This window comes from Mesorhizobium sp. P2_C7 (assembly GCF_056404515.1).
Map to the genome: position 1 here is coordinate 418135 of NZ_JBFUDW010000004.1, position 17749 is coordinate 435883.

7 protein-coding genes and 1 pseudogene are annotated in these 17749 nt (G+C 66.7%); all 8 read right to left on the reverse strand.

What is annotated here, in order from left to right:
* Nucleotides 1-44: 44 nt before the first annotated feature.
* The gene (locus AC1D2G_RS11870; protein ID WP_477225746.1) at nucleotides 45-1457 is read right to left on the reverse strand and encodes an HlyD family type I secretion periplasmic adaptor subunit; all 1413 of its coding nucleotides are present in this window, start codon (nucleotides 1455-1457) and stop codon (nucleotides 45-47) included.
* Between the two features lie 21 nt (nucleotides 1458-1478).
* Nucleotides 1479-3785, reverse strand: a complete 2307-nt coding sequence (locus AC1D2G_RS11875; RefSeq protein WP_477225745.1) for a peptidase domain-containing ABC transporter — start codon at nucleotides 3783-3785, stop codon at nucleotides 1479-1481.
* 215 nt (nucleotides 3786-4000) lie between these two features.
* Nucleotides 4001-4177, reverse strand: a complete 177-nt coding sequence (locus tag AC1D2G_RS11880) for a hypothetical protein (RefSeq protein ID WP_477414134.1) — start codon at nucleotides 4175-4177, stop codon at nucleotides 4001-4003.
* Between the two features lie 20 nt (nucleotides 4178-4197).
* On the reverse strand, nucleotides 4198-10992 hold the full coding sequence (locus AC1D2G_RS11885; RefSeq protein ID WP_477414098.1) for a hypothetical protein: 6795 nt from the start codon (nucleotides 10990-10992) through the stop codon (nucleotides 4198-4200).
* A 388-nt stretch (nucleotides 10993-11380) separates the two neighbouring features.
* A pseudogene (locus AC1D2G_RS11890) lies at nucleotides 11381-11971 on the reverse strand (DUF4347 domain-containing protein); the annotation flags it as partial.
* A 3-nt stretch (nucleotides 11972-11974) separates the two neighbouring features.
* Entirely contained in the window at nucleotides 11975-12751 is a 777-nt protein-coding gene (locus AC1D2G_RS11895) for a DUF4347 domain-containing protein (RefSeq protein WP_477225743.1), read from the reverse strand.
* An 842-nt stretch (nucleotides 12752-13593) separates the two neighbouring features.
* On the reverse strand, nucleotides 13594-13773 hold the full coding sequence (locus AC1D2G_RS11900; protein ID WP_246461232.1) for a hypothetical protein: 180 nt from the start codon (nucleotides 13771-13773) through the stop codon (nucleotides 13594-13596).
* 20 nt (nucleotides 13774-13793) lie between these two features.
* The coding region (locus tag AC1D2G_RS11905) for a hypothetical protein (protein ID WP_477414100.1) at nucleotides 13794-17749 on the reverse strand (3956 nt) is incomplete at its 5' end.

Genomic DNA, 17749 nt, shown 5'->3' on the forward strand with positions numbered 1-17749 from the left:
TGCGAGAACTCATACCTCCGTTTGTCGCGGCACGGCACCCAAGCCTATGGCTCCCGCATCGCTTCCTGGCCTACGGGGAGCATGGCGCCGAGAATGTACTTGAGCACGGTGCGGCGGCCGACCTTGACGTCGGCGGTCACCGGCATGCCGGGGCTGATCGTGAAACTGGCGGGCACGCCATGGAGGGCGACCTGGTCGATGGAAATCTGCGTGCGATAGAACAGGTCAGTGTCCGATGGCAGCATGGCCAACGAGCTGTTCGGGTCGCGCGCTTGTTCGCGAGCCGAGAAGGAATCCGGGCTGACCGCGCGCACAGTGCCATGAGCCAGGCCATATTGCGAATAAGGAAAGGTGTCGAACTTGATGGCCACGGGGTCGCCGACGTGGACGAACCCACTGGTGCGACCGACAATGTTCGTCTCGATCTCCAGCACCGCGTCGTCCGGCACCAGCGTGATCAATCGGTCGCCGGACTGCAGGATCGAGCCGACGGAGACCTTGGCTACCGACTGGACGATGGCGTCCGCCTCGCTCTTCAGCTCGACCAGTTGCTTGCGCAGCTTTGCCTTGTTGAGAAGCTCGCGGGCGTCCGACATGCGCGATCCCGCCTCAGACAGGCCCTGCGAGACTTCCGCGCGCCAGCTCTGGATGTAGCCATCGCGGTCCGCGGACACCGTCGCCTGCTGTCGCTTGGCGGCTTCCGATGTCTGCAAGGCGTTGCCGAGCGCCCGGGACATTTCCGCCGAGTTGTCCTCGGCCAGAAGCGTGTTGAGGCGGCTCCCCACCTGTCTTTCTTCCAGTTGCTTGCGCATCTGTTCGATCGAGGCCGCGACGGCCAGCCGCTGGCGGTAGCCGTCAGCATCGGACTGGGAACGCGAGATCACGGAACTGAGTTCATCGCTCTGCCGGTCGAAACTCGACAGCTTGGCGTCGTAGACGGCTTTGCGGCGATCATAGATCGACGCCTGCAAGGTCCAGCTCGGGTCCAGGCCGTCATAGTTGAAGGGCTTGCCGTCGGCCTCCGCCTTCAACCGCGCCACTTCGGCCTCAAGCGTCGAAACCTGTGTCGCCAGCGCGGTGAGGTCAGCCGAGGCGAAGGTCGCATCGAGGCGCGCAAGCGTTTGACCGGCTCGCACGCGCTGTCCTTCGCGTACCTCGATCGAGCGCACGATGGCTGTCTCGAGCGGCTGCACCACGATGTTTGGCGATTGCGAGACCACAAGCCCTCTGGTGGTGACGACCTGATCGACCGGTATGATCCCTGCAAGTGTTATCAGGGCGATGACCATGCTCAAGATGATGTAGACGATGCTGCGCGCCATTCGCGGAACAGGCGCATTGGCGATAGCCGTCGACGGCCACTGGAATTCCAGGATGGCGGGCATCGTCGGATCGCTTGGTTCTGTCCGGCGCCGGCGGGCGGGAAGGCTGGATTGGGTGATGCTGATGCTGCTCATGGGGCGCCCCGAAGCCGATGCTCAAACAAGTCGCGGCGGCACGGCGGCCAGACGACCGTGACGGCTGTCGAGATGTCGGTTCTGCTGCAACCAAAGCTGGCGGTAGAGCGCGCATCGTTCGAGCAGGGTCGCGTGCGGCGCGACATCGAGGACCTTGCCCTGATCCATGACCAGGATCTGGTCGCACTCGGTCAGCGAGGCAAGCCGGTGCGAGACAATAATCATCGTGCGGCCCTTGGCGATGCGCATGAGATTGGCGCTGACCACCGCCTCGCTCTCCGGGTCAAGCGCGCTGGTCGCCTCGTCGAGGATCAGGACGGTCGGATTGTGGATGAGCGCGCGCGCGATCGCCAGCCGCTGCTTTTGACCGCCCGACAGGTTGGGCGACCCTTCCTCGATATAGGTGTCATAGCCGTTCGGCATGCGTTCGATGAATTCTTCGGCGCCGGCAAGGTGGGCGGCTCGCATGGCATCCGAAAGGGTCAGGCCGGGGCGCCCGGCGATGATGTTGTCGCGAATCGACCCGCGGAACAGAAAATTGTCCTGGAGGACCACGCCGAGCCCCTGGCGAAGGTGACGCAGGTTGATTTCCTTGAGGTCGACGCCATCCAGCTTGAGAAAACCGCTGTAATCGCGATTGATCCCCTGCAGCAGCCGCGCAACCGTCGATTTTCCCGAACCGCTACGCCCGACGATGCCGAACATCGTCCCTGCCGGAATGTCGAAGCTGACCCGGTCGAGCGCCGGCGTCTTGGTGCCGAGGTAGGAGAAGGTCAGGTCACGGAAACTGATCTCGCCAACGAGCTTCGGCCTTAGGCCGGTGGAATTCGAACTGCTTTCCAGGGGTCGGTTGAGGACGGATCCTGCTTCGCCGATTGCCGCCCCTACCTCCTCGAAGTCCTCGACCAGTCGAGCAAGACCAACGAGAGGCTGCGCGACGCGTTGGGCGATCATCATGAATGCGAACAGGCTGCCGATCATGTAGCCAGAGGTGTCGCTCATCGCGAGATAAGCGCCGATCAACATGGTTCCGAGGACCATCACACGCTCGATTGGCGTGACAAGCGTCTGCGGCCAGTTGGCGAGTTGCCCGAAGGCAAGGCGGGCCCTGCCCGCGTCCGCCACCCGCTCGTCCCAAAGCGCCTTGCGTTGCGGCTCCAGACCGAGCGCCTTCACCGTCTTGATGCCGACAACGGTTTCGCCGAGCGCCGCCGACTTCCAGGTCTCCGCTTCAACCACCTGCTGGTAGCTGCGGCGCAGGGGTGCGAGAAAGGCGAAGATGATCAGCATGATCACGCCCGCGCAGGCAAGCACGATCCAGCCAAGGGTGGCGTTGATGTAGAACATCACCGGGATCAGCACGCAGAGCGTGATCAGATCGAGGAACGTGCTGAGGAGTTTTCCGGTCAGGAACTCGCGGATGCGATAGATCTGCGCGAGGTGATACATCGTCTGGCCGGCCGGATGACGCTCGAAATAGTCAAGTGGCAGACGCAGGAGCCTGCTGAAGACATGCAAGTTCAGTTTGGTGTCCAGCCTGGCGCCGACGACGTTGATGATCAGCCTTCGGGCGTGACCGAGGAGCGTCTCGTAAACGAACAGGACGGCGATTATGGCCGACAGCAGCACGAGGGTCGAAACGCTGTTGAACTGCAGCACCTTGTTGACCAACGTCATGACGATGATCGGCGGCAGAACGGTAAGGACGCTGAGCGTGAACGAGGCGATACCGATGTCACGCATGGAACGGCTTTCTTGCCGTACCAGGTCGATCAACCAGCGAAGGGTGAAAGGCGCATCGGCCGCGATGTAGGATCGCGCCGGACGCAACAACACCGCCTCACCCGTCCACACCTGCGACAGCCGCAACTCGTCGATGGCGATGGCTTCGTCATCATCTGGCGCGCCCGCGCTCTTGAGGAAGACGACCTTCCGCTCCGGGCTGGCCCCGGTGAGCAGACCCGCGCCACCGTCATTGAACAGCAGGACGACCGGCCCCGTGTGCTCGAAGCGCAGGAGATGCGACCAGCGGATACGAAGCGCGCGCGACCACATGCCGCCGTTCTGGGCCCATTGCGAGAGGTCAGCCGCGTTCGGGACCGGGCTTGGGATGGCCGCCCTGAACTCGTTGGGGTCGAGTTCGACGCCATGATAGCGCGCGACCCGCAGCATCGCCTTGAGGCGCGGCTGGATCCGGTCAAACTCGGCGGGTCCGCCGGGAATCCTGGCCGCGTTTTCGCCGTCCGCCCTGCCCGTCGCGACTTCGGCTTCGGTGCCGGCACGGATCGGGACCGGCTGGTTTTCGGCATTCACAGGGACGTTCACCATAGACTTCTCATCCGGTACGCAGGGCGAGGTTCAACAATGCCCGGGCCGAGGCGTTTCAGCCTCGGTTTCCCGCAATGCCCCACTGTACTCCGAACTGATCGGCCGCGCGACTCTCATGCCACTCCTTGTCTTGAGATGATGAACGCGCGAATCCGCTCTCCCGCGAGATCCGCGCGCACGTTTTTCTGTCGGTCGTCTCTCTTCAAGGTTCTTGCTCACTCGTGCGGCTTCAAGAGATCCTTCAGGGTCTTGGCGGTGTGGTCGTTGCTGGCGAAGCCGGCGCCATGCTTTGTCTGGTCCGAGCTGAGATCCGTGCTCGCCCCCGACGGCTTGTTCTGGTTCTGGCCAAATCCGCTAATCGTCTTGAGGACATTGAGCAGGTCTGTCGTCACGGATGTGGACGCCAGGCCGATCAGGTTGCGGAACGACGCATGGCTGCCGTGATCACTGTTGCCATGTGTCGAGCCCGACTGCAGGAATTTCGCAGCGTCCTTGAGCCCGAGCGACTCGAACGTGACCTTGCCGGCGTGACCGTTACCCGGCTTGCCATCGTGGTCATGCTTGTTGTGTCCGTTCCCTGAATTGCTGCTGTTCTTGTGGTCGTTGTCGTGGCCGTGGCCGTTGCCATTGCCATTGCCATTCCCGTTGCCGTTGTTGCCATGATGGCCATGGTGACCATGCTGGTCATACTTGTCATGATCACCGCCCCAACCGGTCGCACCAGTCGGACCAGGCGCACCTGTGGAACCGGTCGAGCCCGCCGCTCCGGTCGAGCCGGTTGCACCGGTATGGCCGGTCGCACCCGTAGAACCCGTGGCGCCTGGATCTCCCGTTGCTCCAGTCGCGCCGGTCGCCCCGGTTGCCCCGGTAGAGCCAGTCGCACCGGTAGAGCCTGTCGAGCCGGTATGGCCGGTCGCACCCGTCGAACCCGTTGCTCCAGTCGCGCCGGTTGCTCCGGTCGAGCCGGTATTACCAGTCGCACCGGTCGAACCAGTGGCGCCAGTGGTACCAGTATGACCCGTTGCTCCGGTTGCCCCGGTAGAGCCAGTCGCGCCGGTAGAGCCTGTCGAGCCGGTATGGCCGGTCGCGCCCGTCGAACCCGTTGCTCCGGTCGAGCCGGTTGCACCGGTAGAGCCAGTATGACCAGTCGCACCAGTCGAACCAGTGGCGCCGGTCGAACCAGTATGACCCGTTGCTCCGGTTGCCCCGGTAGAGCCAGTCGCACCGGTAGAGCCTGTCGAGCCGGTATGGCCGGTCGCACCCGTCGAACCCGTTGCTCCGGTAGAGCCGGTTGCTCCGGTAGAGCCAGTATGACCCGTTGCTCCGGTTGCCCCGGTAGAGCCAGTCGCACCGGTAGAGCCGGTCGAGCCGGTATGGCCGGTCGCGCCCGTCGAACCCGTTGCTCCGGTCGAGCCGGTTGACCCGGTATGACCAGTCGCACCAGTCGAACCAGTGGCGCCGGTAGAGCCGGTATGACCCGTTGCTCCGGTTGCCCCGGTAGAGCCAGTCGCACCGGTATGGCCGGTCGCACCCGTCGAACCAGTGGCGCCAGTGGAACCAGTATGACCCGTTGCTCCGGTTGCCCCGGTAGAGCCAGTCGCACCGGTAGAGCCTGTCGAGCCGGTAGAGCCGGTCGCACCCGTCGAACCCGTTGCTCCAGTCGCGCCGGTTGCTCCGGTAGAGCCAGTATGACCAGTCGCACCGGTCGAACCAGTGGCGCCAGTCGAGCCGGTTGCTCCGGTCGAGCCGGTATGACCAGTCGCACCAGTCGCACCAGTCGAACCAGTGGAACCAGTATGACCCGTTGCTCCGGTAGCCCCGGTAGAGCCAGTCGCACCGGTATGGCCGGTCGCACCAGTCGAACCCGTGGCGCCGGTCGAGCCGGTTGCACCGGTGTGGCCAGTCGCACCAGTCGAACCCGTGGCGCCGGTTGCACCAGTCGAACCCGTAGCACCTGTAGAGCCCGTCGCTCCGGTATCACCAGTTGCGCCGGTGGAACCCGTAGCACCTGTGGCTCCGGTTGCACCGGTCGAGCCAGTAGCTCCGGTATCGCCGGTTGCACCGGTTGAACCCGTGGCGCCTGTAGAGCCCGTCGCTCCAGTCGAGCCGGTTGCTCCGGTATCGCCAGTTGCGCCTGTGGAACCCGTAGCACCTGTGGCTCCAGTTGCCCCAGTCGAACCTGTGGCACCGGTAGAGCCCGTCGCTCCGGTATCGCCGGTTGCTCCAGTCGAACCTGTGGCACCGGTATCGCCGGTCGCACCAGTAGCCCCAGTTGCCCCAGTCGAACCTGTGGCACCGGTAGAGCCCGTCGCTCCGGTATCGCCGGTTGCCCCAGTCGAACCCGTGGCGCCTGTAGAGCCAGTTGCTCCAGTCGAGCCCGTCGCGCCGGTATGGCCGGTGGCGCCCGTCGAACCCGTGGCGCCGGTCGCACCAGTATGACCCGTTGCTCCAGTCGAGCCGGTTGAGCCGGTAGAGCCGGTATGACCAGTCGCACCAGTCGAGCCCGTCGCGCCGGTATGGCCGGTGGCGCCCGTCGAACCCGTGGCGCCGGTCGCACCAGTATGACCCGTTGCTCCAGTCGAGCCGGTTGAGCCGGTATGACCAGTCGCACCAGTCGAACCCGTAGCGCCGGTATGACCCGTTGCACCCGTGGCACCTGTAGAGCCAGTTGCACCGGTCGAGCCCGCAGCGCCGGTAGAGCCGGTCGCACCCGTCGAGCCGGTTGCGCCGGTCGAACCAGTCGAGCCAGTCGCACCCGTCGAGCCGGTGGCGCCAGTCGAGCCGGTGGCGCCGGTATCGCCGGTCGCACCTGTGGCTCCAGTTGCCCCAGTCGAACCTGTGGCTCCAGTATCGCCAGTGGCGCCTGTAGAGCCAGTTGCGCCGGTCGAACCAGTCGCACCAGTCGAGCCGGTGGCTCCGGTCGAGCCAGTCGCACCAGTCGAACCCGTTGCACCAGTGTCGCCAGTCGCACCTGTCGAGCCAGTAGCGCCGGTCGAACCAGTCGAGCCAGTCGCACCCGTCGAGCCGGTCGAACCAGTCGAGCCAGTCGCACCCGTCGAGCCGGTGGCGCCAGTCGAGCCGGTGGCGCCGGTATCGCCGGTCGCACCTGTGGCTCCAGTTGCCCCAGTCGAACCTGTGGCTCCAGTATCGCCAGTGGCGCCTGTAGAGCCAGTTGCGCCGGTCGAACCAGTCGCACCAGTCGAGCCGGTGGCTCCGGTCGAGCCGGTATCGCCAGTCGCACCAGTCGAACCCGTTGCACCAGTGCCGCCAGTCGCACCTGTCGAGCCAGTAGCGCCGGTCGAACCAGTCGAGCCAGTCGCACCAGTCGAGCCGGTGGCTCCGGTCGAGCCGGTATCGCCAGTCGCACCAGTCGAGCCAGTGGCACCCTTCGAGCCGGTTGCTCCGGTCGAGCCAGTCGAACCCGTTGCACCAGTGTCGCCAGTCGCACCTGTCGAGCCAGTTGCGCCGGTCGAACCAGTCGAGCCAGTCGCACCAGTCGAGCCGGTGGCTCCGGTCGAGCCGGTATCGCCAGTCGCACCAGTCGAGCCAGTGGCACCCGTCGAGCCAGTTGCGCCGGTCGAACCAGTCGAGCCAGTCGCACCAGTCGAGCCGGTATCGCCGGTCGAACCAGTGGCACCCGTCGAGCCGGTTGCTCCCGTCGAGCCAGTCGAACCCGTTGCACCAGTGTCGCCAGTCGCACCTGTCGAGCCAGTCGAGCCGGTCGAACCAGTCGAGCCCGTCGCTCCGGTCGAGCCGGTATCGCCAGTGGAACCCGTATCGCCGGTCGAACCTGTGGCTCCGGTTGCCCCAGTCGAACCAGTGGCACCGGTAGAGCCCGTCGCTCCAGTATCGCCGGTTGCTCCGGTTGAACCCGTAGAGCCCGTCGCGCCGGTATCACCAGTTGCGCCGGTGGAACCCGTAGCACCTGTGGCTCCGGTTGTACCGGTCGAGCCAGTAGCTCCGGTATCCCCGGTCGCACCTGTGGCGCCGGTTGCTCCAGTCGAACCTGTGGCTCCAGTATCGCCAGTGGCGCCGGTATCACCAGTTGCGCCGGTCGAGCCGGTATCGCCAGTCGCACCTGTCGAGCCAGTTGCGCCGGTCGAACCAGTCGAGCCAGTCGCACCCGTCGAGCCGGTGGCTCCGGTCGAGCCGGTATCGCCAGTCGCACCAGTCGAGCCAGTGGCACCCGTCGAGCCTGTCGCTCCGGTCGAACCAGTCGAGCCAGTCGAGCCAGTCGAGCCGGTGGCTCCGGTTGCACCGGTCGAACCCGTTGCGCCGGTATCGCCGGTGGCTCCGGTTGCTCCAGTCGAACCCGTTGCGCCTGTAGAGCCAGTCGCTCCCGTATCGCCAGTTGCCCCAGTCGAGCCGGTGGCGCCCGTATCGCCGGTCGCGCCTGTGGCTCCGGTTGAACCGGTCGAGCCAGTAGCTCCGGTATCGCCGGTTGCGCCGGTCGAACCTGTTGAGCCCGTCGCTCCGGTATCGCCGGTTGCACCCGTGGCTCCGGTATCGCCGGTTGCCCCAGTCGAGCCCGTGGAACCCGTATCGCCGGTCGCACCTGTGGCTCCGGTTGAACCGGTCGAGCCAGTAGCTCCGGTATCGCCGGTTGCGCCGGTCGAACCTGTTGAGCCCGTCGCTCCGGTATCGCCGGTTGCACCCGTGGCACCGGTGGAGCCCGTGGCTCCGGTATCGCCGGTTGCCCCAGTCGAGCCCGTGGAACCCGTATCGCCGGTCGCACCTGTGGCTCCGGTCGAGCCAGTAGCTCCCGTATCGCCGGTTGCGCCTGTCGAACCCGTGGCGCCCGTATCGCCGGTCGCACCTGTGGCTCCGGTTGAACCCGTGGCACCGGTATCGCCGGTTGCACCGGTAGAGCCAGTGGCTCCGGTATCGCCGGTCGCACCTGTGGCTCCGGTTGCTCCAGTCGAACCTGTGGCTCCAGTATCGCCGGTCGCGCCTGTCGAACCCGTGGCGCCCGTATCACCGGTCGCACCTGTGGCTCCGGTCGAGCCAGTAGCTCCCGTGTCGCCGGTGGAGCCCGTGGCGCCGGTATCGCCGGTTGCCCCAGTCGAGCCCGTGGAACCCGTATCGCCGGTTGCACCTGTGGCTCCGGTTGCTCCGGTCGAGCCAGTATCACCGGTGGCGCCGGTCGAACCCGTGGCGCCGGTATCGCCGGTCGCACCTGTGGCTCCGGTTGCTCCGGTCGAGCCAGTAGCTCCCGTGTCGCCGGTTGCGCCTGTCGAACCTGTGGCTCCCGTATCGCCGGTCGCACCTGTGGCTCCGGTTGCTCCAGTCGAACCTGTGGCTCCCGTATCGCCGGTTGCGCCTGTCGAACCCGTGGCGCCCGTATCGCCGGTCGCGCCGGTTGCACCCGTAGCGCCAGTATCACCAGTGGCGCCGGTCGAACCCGTGGCGCCAGTATCGCCCGTGGCGCCAGTCGAACCCGTGGCGCCCGTATCGCCGGTCGCACCTGTGGCTCCGGTTGCTCCCGTCGAACCCGTAGCTCCCGTATCGCCGGTTGCGCCGGTCGAACCCGTGGCGCCGGTATCGCCGGTCGCACCTGTGGCTCCGGTTGCTCCAGTCGAACCTGTAGCTCCCGTATCGCCAGTGGCGCCTGTCGAACCCGTGGCGCCGGTATCGCCGGTCGCACCTGTGGCTCCGGTTGCTCCAGTCGAACCCGTGGCGCCCGTATCACCAGTCGCACCTGTGGCTCCGGTTGCTCCAGTCGAACCTGTGGCTCCCGTATCGCCAGTTGCGCCTGTCGAACCCGTGGCACCGGTATCGCCGGTCGCGCCTGTGGCTCCGGTCGAACCYGTGGCTCCCGTRTCGCCRGTSGCGCCGGTYGAMCCCGTSGCGCCRGTATCGCCGGTCGCACCTGTGGCTCCGGTTGCTCCAGTCGAACCCGTGGCTCCCGTATCGCCAGTGGCGCCGGTTGAACCCGTCGCGCCGGTATCGCCGGTCGCACCTGTGGCTCCRGTTGCYCCAGTCGAACCTGTGGCACCGGTAGAGCCCGTGGCTCCGGTATCGCCGGTTGCGCCAGTCGAACCTGTTGCGCCGGTATCGCCAGTTGCCCCTGTCGAGCCGGTGGCGCCCGTATCGCCGGTCGCACCTGTGGCTCCGGTTGCTCCGGTCGAACCTGTGGCACCGGTAGAGCCCGTGGCTCCGGTATCGCCGGTTGCGCCAGTAGAACCGGTATCACCGGTCGCGCCTGTGGCTCCGGTATCGCCGGTTGCACCAGTCGAGCCCGTATCGCCTGTGGCGCCGGTTGAACCCGTGGCGCCGGTATCGCCGGTCGCGCCTGTGGCTCCGGTTGCTCCAGTCGAACCTGTGGCGCCCGTATCACCAGTCGCGCCCGTATCACCGGTTGCGCCCGTGGCTCCAGTTGAACCTGTGGCGCCGGTATCACCGGTCGAGCCAGTTGCGCCGGTATCGCCAGTATTGCCAGCGGCGCCTGTCGAACCCGTTGCGCCCGTATCGCCAGTCGCACCTGTGGGTCCGGTTGCGCCGGTCGCACCCGTGGCGCCAGTATCGCCCGTGGCGCCAGTCGAGCCAGTAGCTCCAGTCGAACCTGTGGCGCCCGTATCGCCGGTCGCACCTGTGGCTCCGGTTGCTCCAGTCGAACCCGTAGCGCCGGTATCGCCAGTCGCGCCAGTAGAACCCGTGGCGCCCGTATCGCCGGTCGCGCCGGTCGAACCTGTTGAGCCCGTCGCTCCAGTATCGCCGGTCGCACCTGTGGCTCCGGTTGCGCCGGTCGCACCCGTAGCGCCAGTATCGCCCGTGGCGCCAGTCGAACCTGTGGCACCGGTATCGCCGGTTGCACCTGTGGCTCCGGTTGCTCCAGTCGAACCTGTGGCGCCCGTATCACCAGTCGCGCCTGTGGAACCCGTGGCGCCCGTATCGCCGGTCGCACCTGTGGCTCCGGTTGCTCCGGTCGAACCTGTGGCGCCCGTATCACCAGTCGCGCCTGTGGAACCAGTGGCGCCCGTATTGCCGGTCGCACCTGTGGCTCCGGTGGCGCCAGTCGAACCTGTGGCGCCAGTCGAACCCGTGGCACCAGTCGCACCTGTGGCGCCGGTCGATCCTGTAGCGCCCGTGGCGCCGGTCGCACCTGTCGCGCCCGCACCTGTCGAACCCGTTGCGCCGGTCGAACCCGTGGCGCCGGTGGCACCCGTCGCGCCCGCACCCGTCGCACCTGTGGCGCCGGTCGGGCCAATGTTTGTTCCGGCAGATGAAGGGGTTACCGCAAAGACACCGTTGCCGGCAATGGCGTCCGCACCGGCAACCGTAACCGCACCAACGCCAGAAGCCGGAACCGTAAAGGTTCCTGCCGCAACTTGGGTAAAATCCTGATTGGAGTTGTTACCCGACTGTGGGACGAGCGCAGTAATTGTATATGTTGTCGCCACTCCAGTCGAAGGAACGTTTATTAAAATCGCAACTGACGAGAAGACGGGAGGAGAGCCACCGACCGCCCTAGACGGAAGCGAGAAGCTGCCAACAATAACGCCGGTAGAAGTGGTGACATAGTATTCAACAGCAAAGACTGCACCGGTTGTATCAAGCGTCCCATTAAGGGTAACTTCCACGCTCAAGATGCCCGAATAGCTCGCGACCCCCGCCGTCGTCAGCGGCGCCGTTTGCCCGCCCGCCAGCTCCCATTGTCCACCCAGGGACGCCGCGCCGACCAAAGCGTTGGCGGCGCCGACATACACCCCGGTAGCATCCTCGAGGCCCTCGACAAACGCCTCACCCGCCGCGCCGCGACCCGTCTCGCAGCTCCACAGCCGCAGGTCGCCGTCTTCGGCCAGGGCCCGGCCGATCGCGGCCAGGTCCCCGGCGTCGCGCGCCAGCGTTTCGCGCGACCATTCGCCGGCCGCGAAGGCGACGCGCCCAGGCGCGCCGTGGGCGATGATGTGCACTGCCGCAAGGCCTTGGCGGCCGGCCAGCGCCGCCGCCATCTGTGCGGCCGCCGGCCGCGCCGCGTCGAGGAGCACCGGCTGCACGCCGGCCCGCAGCCCGGCAAGGATGGCGGGTATGTCGGCGACGGCGGGATCGATGAACAGGACTTCGGGCTCGAACGTCATGGCTCGCCCGCTCTGAGGGTATGCGGGCGAAACCTTGTGTGTCGATGCGTAAAGGCCCAGCGCGGCGGCCGGGCTATGGAAGGGATCCGAGGTGAGGTCCTTCAGCATGGCTCACCCCTTCGGCCCGACGGCGCCGGATGGACGCGCGGGCACATCCACAGTGAAGCCAGCCGAGGTGAACTTGCCGCTTTCGTCAAAGACGCCGACGTCGAGGCTCGTCGCTCCACCCGGCACCCTGACGGCGATCCGGAAGGCGTTGTTCGCTATGTTCGGCAGATTGAGGTTGCCAACAATCGTGCCGTGGTCCCTGTCGACCACGAAGTAGGTCGTCGAGCCGCCGGTCATGCCGGTTGGGATCAAGCCGGAGATCGTGATCTCGATCGCGGCAAGCACTGCTGCGTAGCCCATGATACCCTCCTCCGTCAGCGGCGCCCGCGCCGCGGTGTTCCTTGTCAGTTTCCATCGTGCGCCGAGCGTCGGCGACCCAACCAGGTCGGTGGCGGCCGCAACCGGCGCCCCCGCCGCGCGCGCCAGCGCATCGACAAAATCGGCTCCGGCAGCGCCGGCGCCCGCGTCACAGCTCCACAGAAGCAGCTCGCCGGAGCCACCCAATGCCTGGCCGATCGTGGCGAGATCGGCCTCATCGTGCTGCAGCGTGCGCGCCGACCAGTCGCCGGCCGCAAAGCACACCCGCCCGGGCGCGCCGTGCGCGATCACGTGCACGGCGTCGAGGCCGTCACGAGCTTCGAGCGCCCGTGCCATCTGGCGCGCGGCCGGGGATTTGGCATCAAGCACGATCGCCTCGACCCTTGGCCTCAAATTGCCGAGGATCGTGCCTAGATCGGATACCGAGGGATCGACGAAAACGAGTTCGGTGGCGCTGGCCATGGCGAGATCCCGTTGGTTCCAACTGGGTTCAAGCTGAGAGCATCCGCCGGCGACGCCCGGCACGACGGGGTCGGGCGCGCGGGCAGGCCGCGCGGTGCTGAGGCTTTCATGGAGGGCGGAACAGCGGCGGCCAAGCTGCCAGCCGCCGGCTGCGGCGGTCCGTCGCCGCTGTCGGATTGCGGGCCTATCGACGCCGGAAATCGCTCCGCGCCGGGCCCAACTCGCACGCAATCTCACCCCACCCACGACACACTCCCGCCACTGGTCACGCCGACGGATCGGCGTCCAAACGCGAGGGAACTCTGGAACGGGAAACCTGTCCGCCTCCGTGGGCGGGCAACGTTGACGCGGCTTTCAAGGCGCGCTCAAAGAACGCGCCTCCATCATCGCCCGCGATGTGGCTTAACGACCCCCAGATCCTTCCCCAAAACTTCGCAGGACGTCGGCAACCCTACCGCGCGACCTGCGGACACACCCCGTGTCACACATTAGTAAAATCGAAAATTAGGGATTTGTAAACTATAAAGTGGAGATTTGGTGAATGGCCAGGAACAAGATGGCCGAACTTGGCCAGTATCGAAGAGCCGAAGCCGCGCGGATTCTTTTTGAAAATCGCAGGCTTGGCGGCTTCATTTCCGTTTGCGCCGACTTACTAAAAATAATCGCCTCGCCAGGCCGATCCGCTGCCCTCGCCGGAAGCCAGAGATGGCCGGCGGGGGGCTTTCCGCAAGACGATGCCGCACCGACAAGAAGTGGAAACGCGCGAACTTCCAGCGAAGTCCGCGCGCCCCTTTTTCAAACCTGGACCAGTCTCCGGACGTGGTCCATTTAACTTTCCTTACTTACTCATGCGGCTTCAAGAGATCCTTCAGGGTCGTCTTGATGGAATGATCGTCGCTGGCGTAGCCGGCGCCATGCTTGGTCTGGTCCGAGGTGAGATCCGAGCTCGCCCCCGACGGCTTGTTGTGGTTCTGGCCAAATCCGCTCATCGTCTTGAGGACATTGAGCAGGTCTGTCGACACCGATGTGGACGCCAGGCCGATCAGGTTGCGGAACGACGCATGGCTGTCGTGATCACTGTTGCCATGTGTCGAGCCCGACTGCAGGAATTTTGCAGTGTCCTTGAGGCCGAGCGAGGTGGAGGTGACGCTGGCTTTGTGACCAGGGCCGTTTTCGGCATTGTTGTGGTTCCCGGAACCACCAGGTGCATCCTGATCTCCATTGCCAAAGCCGTTATTGCCATTGTGGTCATGATCACCTGTTCCACCGCCCGAGCCCGTGGCTCCGGTAGCACCTGTCGAACCAGCCGTACCTGTTGCTCCGGTCGAGCCAGTCGCACCTGTTGAACCAGTAGCACCGGTCGAACCGGTGGCTCCTGTCGAGCCCGTTGCACCAGTGTCGCCAGTCGCTCCGGTCGAACCGGTCGCTCCGGTATCGCCGGTCGCACCCGTGGCTCCGGTTGCTCCGGTTGCTCCAGTATCACCGGTGGCGCCAGTCGAACCCGTCGCTCCGGTGTCGCCGGTCGCACCCGTGGCTCCGGTTGCTCCAGTCGCTCCGGTGTCGCCGGTGGCGCCGGTCGAACCCGTCGCTCCGGTATCGCCGGTCGCACCCGTGGCTCCGGTTGCTCCAGTCGCTCCGGTGTCGCCGGTGGCGCCGGTAGAACCAGTCGCACCAGTATCGCCGGTCGCACCCGTAGCTCCAGTGGCTCCGGTCGCTCCGGTGTCGCCGGTGGCGCCGGTCGAACCTGTCGCTCCGGTATCGCCGGTCGCACCCGTGGCTCCAGTGGCTCCGGTCGAGCCAGTCGCTCCGGTATCACCGGTGGCGCCGGTCGAGCCCGTCGCTCCGGTATCGCCGGTCGCACCCGTCGCTCCGGTATCGCCGGTCGCACCCGTGGCTCCAGTGGCTCCGGTCGAGCCAGTCGCTCCGGTATCGCCGGTCGCACCCGTGGCGCCGGTCGAACCCGTCGCTCCGGTATCGCCGGTCGCACCCGTGGCTCCAGTCGAGCCAGTCGCTCCGGTATCGCCCGTTGCACCCGTGGCTCCAGTTGCTCCAGTCGCTCCGGTATCACCTGTGGCGCCGGTTGCACCGGTCGAGCCCGTTGCACCTGTGGCTCCAGTGTCGCCAGTCGCTCCGGTCGCTCCAGTCGCTCCGGTATCGCCCGTCGCACCCGTCGAGCCGGTGGCTCCGGTCGAGCCGGTATCGCCAGTTGCACCTGTCGAGCCCGTCGCACCAGTCGAGCCGGTGGCCCCGGTCGAGCCGGTATCACCAGTTGCACCTGTCGAGCCAGTTGCGCCGGTCGAACCAGTGGCACCCGTCGAGCCTGTCGCTCCGGTCGAGCCGGTTGAGCCTGTCGCTCCGGTCGAGCCGGTATCACCAGTTGCACCTGTCGAGCCAGTTGCGCCGGTCGAACCAGTGGCACCCGTCGAGCCAGTTGCGCCGGTCGAACCAGTCGAGCCAGTCGCACCCGTCGAGCCCGTGGCTCCGGTCGAGCCGGTTGCTCCAGTCGAGCCGGTCGAGCCAGTCGCACCAGTCGAGCCTGTCGCTCCGGTCGAACCGGTATCACCAGTTGCACCTGTCGAGCCAGTTGCGCCGGTCGAGCCAGTGGCACCCGTCGAGCCTGTCGCTCCGGTCGAGCCGGTTGAGCCTGTCGCTCCGGTCGAACCAGTGTCGCCAGTCGAGCCAGTCGAACCCGTTGCACCAGTGTCGCCAGTGGCACCTGTCGAGCCAGTTGCGCCGGTCGAACCAGTCGAGCCAGTCGCACCCGTCGAGCCGGTGGCCCCGGTCGAGCCGGTTGCGCCGGTCGAACCAGTATCACCAGTTGCACCTGTCGAGCCGGTGGCTCCAGTCGAGCCGGTTGCTCCAGTCGAGCCGGTCGAGCCCGTTGCACCAGTGTCGCCAGTGGCACCCGTCGAGCCAGTTGCGCCGGTCGAACCAGTCGAACCCGTCGCACCAGTCGAGCCGGTGGCCCCGGTCGAGCCGGTTGCTCCAGTCGAGCCGGTCGAGCCCGTCGCACCTGTCGAGCCGGTGGCCCCGGTCGAGCCGGTATCACCAGTTGCACCTGTCGAGCCAGTTGCGCCGGTCGAGCCAGTGGCACCCGTCGAGCCTGTCGCTCCGGTCGAACCAGTCGAGCCAGTTGCACCAGTCGAGCCGGTGGCCCCGGTCGAGCCGGTTGCTCCAGTCGAACCAGTCGAGCCAGTCGCACCAGTCGAGCCGGTGGCCCCGGTCGAGCCGGTTGCTCCAGTCGAACCAGTCGAGCCAGTCGCACCAGTCGAGCCGGTGGCTCCGGTCGAGCCGGTATCGCCAGTTGCACCTGTCGAGCCAGTCGCACCCGTCGAACCAGTTGCGCCGGTCGAGCCAGTTGCGCCGGTCGAACCAGTCGAGCCAGTCGCTCCGGTCGAGCCGGTATCACCAGTTGCACCTGTCGAGCCGGTCGCACCCGTCGAGCCAGTGGCACCAGTCGAGCCGGTGGCTCCGGTCGAGCCGGTATCACCAGTTGCACCTGTCGAGCCAGTTGCTCCGGTCGAGCCGGTTGCTCCAGTCGAGCCGGTCGAACCTGTCGCTCCGGTCGAACCGGTGGCGCCAGTCGAGCCAGTCGAACCCGTTGCACCAGTGTCGCCAGTCGCACCTGTCGAGCCAGTTGCGCCGGTCGAACCAGTCGAGCCAGTAGCACCAGTCGAGCCGGTGGCTCCGGTCGAGCCGGTTGCTCCAGTCGAGCCGGTCGAGCCAGTAGCACCAGTCGAGCCCGTCGCTCCGGTCGAGCCGGTATCACCCGTTGCACCTGTCGAGCCAGTTGCTCCGGTCGAGCCGGTAGCACCTGTCGAACCGGTGGCGCCGGTCGAGCCAGTCGCTCCGGTATCACCCGTGGCGCCGGTCGCACCTGTGGCTCCGGTTGCACCAGTCGAGCCAGTTGCCCCGGTATCACCCGTGGCGCCGGTCGAGCCAGTCGCTCCGGTGTCGCCGGTTGCGCCGGTCGAGCCAGTCGCTCCGGTCGAGCCCGTTGCACCCGTGGTTCCTGTTGCACCGGTGTCGCCAGTCGCACCTGTCGAACCAGTCGCTCCGGTCGAACCGGAGGCGCCGGTCGAGCCAGTCGCTCCGGTATCACCCGTGGCACCAGTTGAGCCAGTCGCTCCGGTAGAGCCCGTTGCACCCGTGGTTCCTGTTGCACCAGTGTCGCCAGTGGCACCTGTCGAACCAGTTGCTCCGGTCGAACCGGAGGCACCAGTTGAGCCGGTCGCTCCGGTAGAGCCCGTTGCACCCGTGGTTCCAGTTGCACCAGTGCCGCCAGTCGCACCAGTCGAACCGGAGGCGCCGGTCGAACCAGTCGCTCCGGTATCACCCGTGGCGCCGGTCGCACCTGTGGCTCCGGTTGCGCCGGTGGAGCCCGCGGCTCCGGTATCACCGGTGGCACCAGTCGAGCCGGTCGCTCCGGTAGAGCCCGTAGCACCCGTGGTTCCTGTTGCACCAGTGTCGCCAGTCGCACCTGTCGAACCCGTCGCTCCGGTCGAACCGGACGCGCCGGTCGAGCCAGTCGCTCCGGTATCACCCGTGGCGCCGGTCGCACCTGTGGCTCCGGTTGCGCCAGTGGAGCCCGCGGCTCCGGTGTCGCCCGTCGCGCCAGTCGAGCCGGTCGCACCTGTCGAACCAGTCGCACCTGTCGAACCGGCGGCGCCGGTCGAGCCAGTCGCTCCGGTGTCGCCCGTCGCGCCTGTAGAACCCGTGGCGCCAGTGGAACCTGCGGCGCCGGTATCACCTGTGGCTCCGCCTGCGCCAGTCGCTCCCGTGGAGCCGCTCGCGCCCGTGGCTCCGGTCGAGCCGCCTGCGCCAGTCGAACCTGTTGCACCCGTGGCGCCGGTATCACCTGTGGGTCCGCCTGCGCCAGTCGCACCGGTCGGGCCGCTTGCGCCAGTCGCACCCGTCGGGCCGCTTGCGCCAGTCGCACCGGTCGGGCCGCTCGCGCCGGTCGCACCGGTCGGGCCGCTCGCGCCGGTCGCACCGGTC

Coding starts and splice junctions, on each gene's coding strand:
- AC1D2G_RS11870 (WP_477225746.1), bottom strand. CDS start 1,457: ATGAGCAGCATCAGCATCACCCAATCCAGCCTTCCCGCCCGCCGGCGC.
- AC1D2G_RS11875 (WP_477225745.1), bottom strand. CDS start 3,785: ATGGTGAACGTCCCTGTGAATGCCGAAAACCAGCCGGTCCCGATCCGT.
- AC1D2G_RS11895 (WP_477225743.1), bottom strand. CDS start 12,751: ATGGCCAGCGCCACCGAACTCGTTTTCGTCGATCCCTCGGTATCCGAT.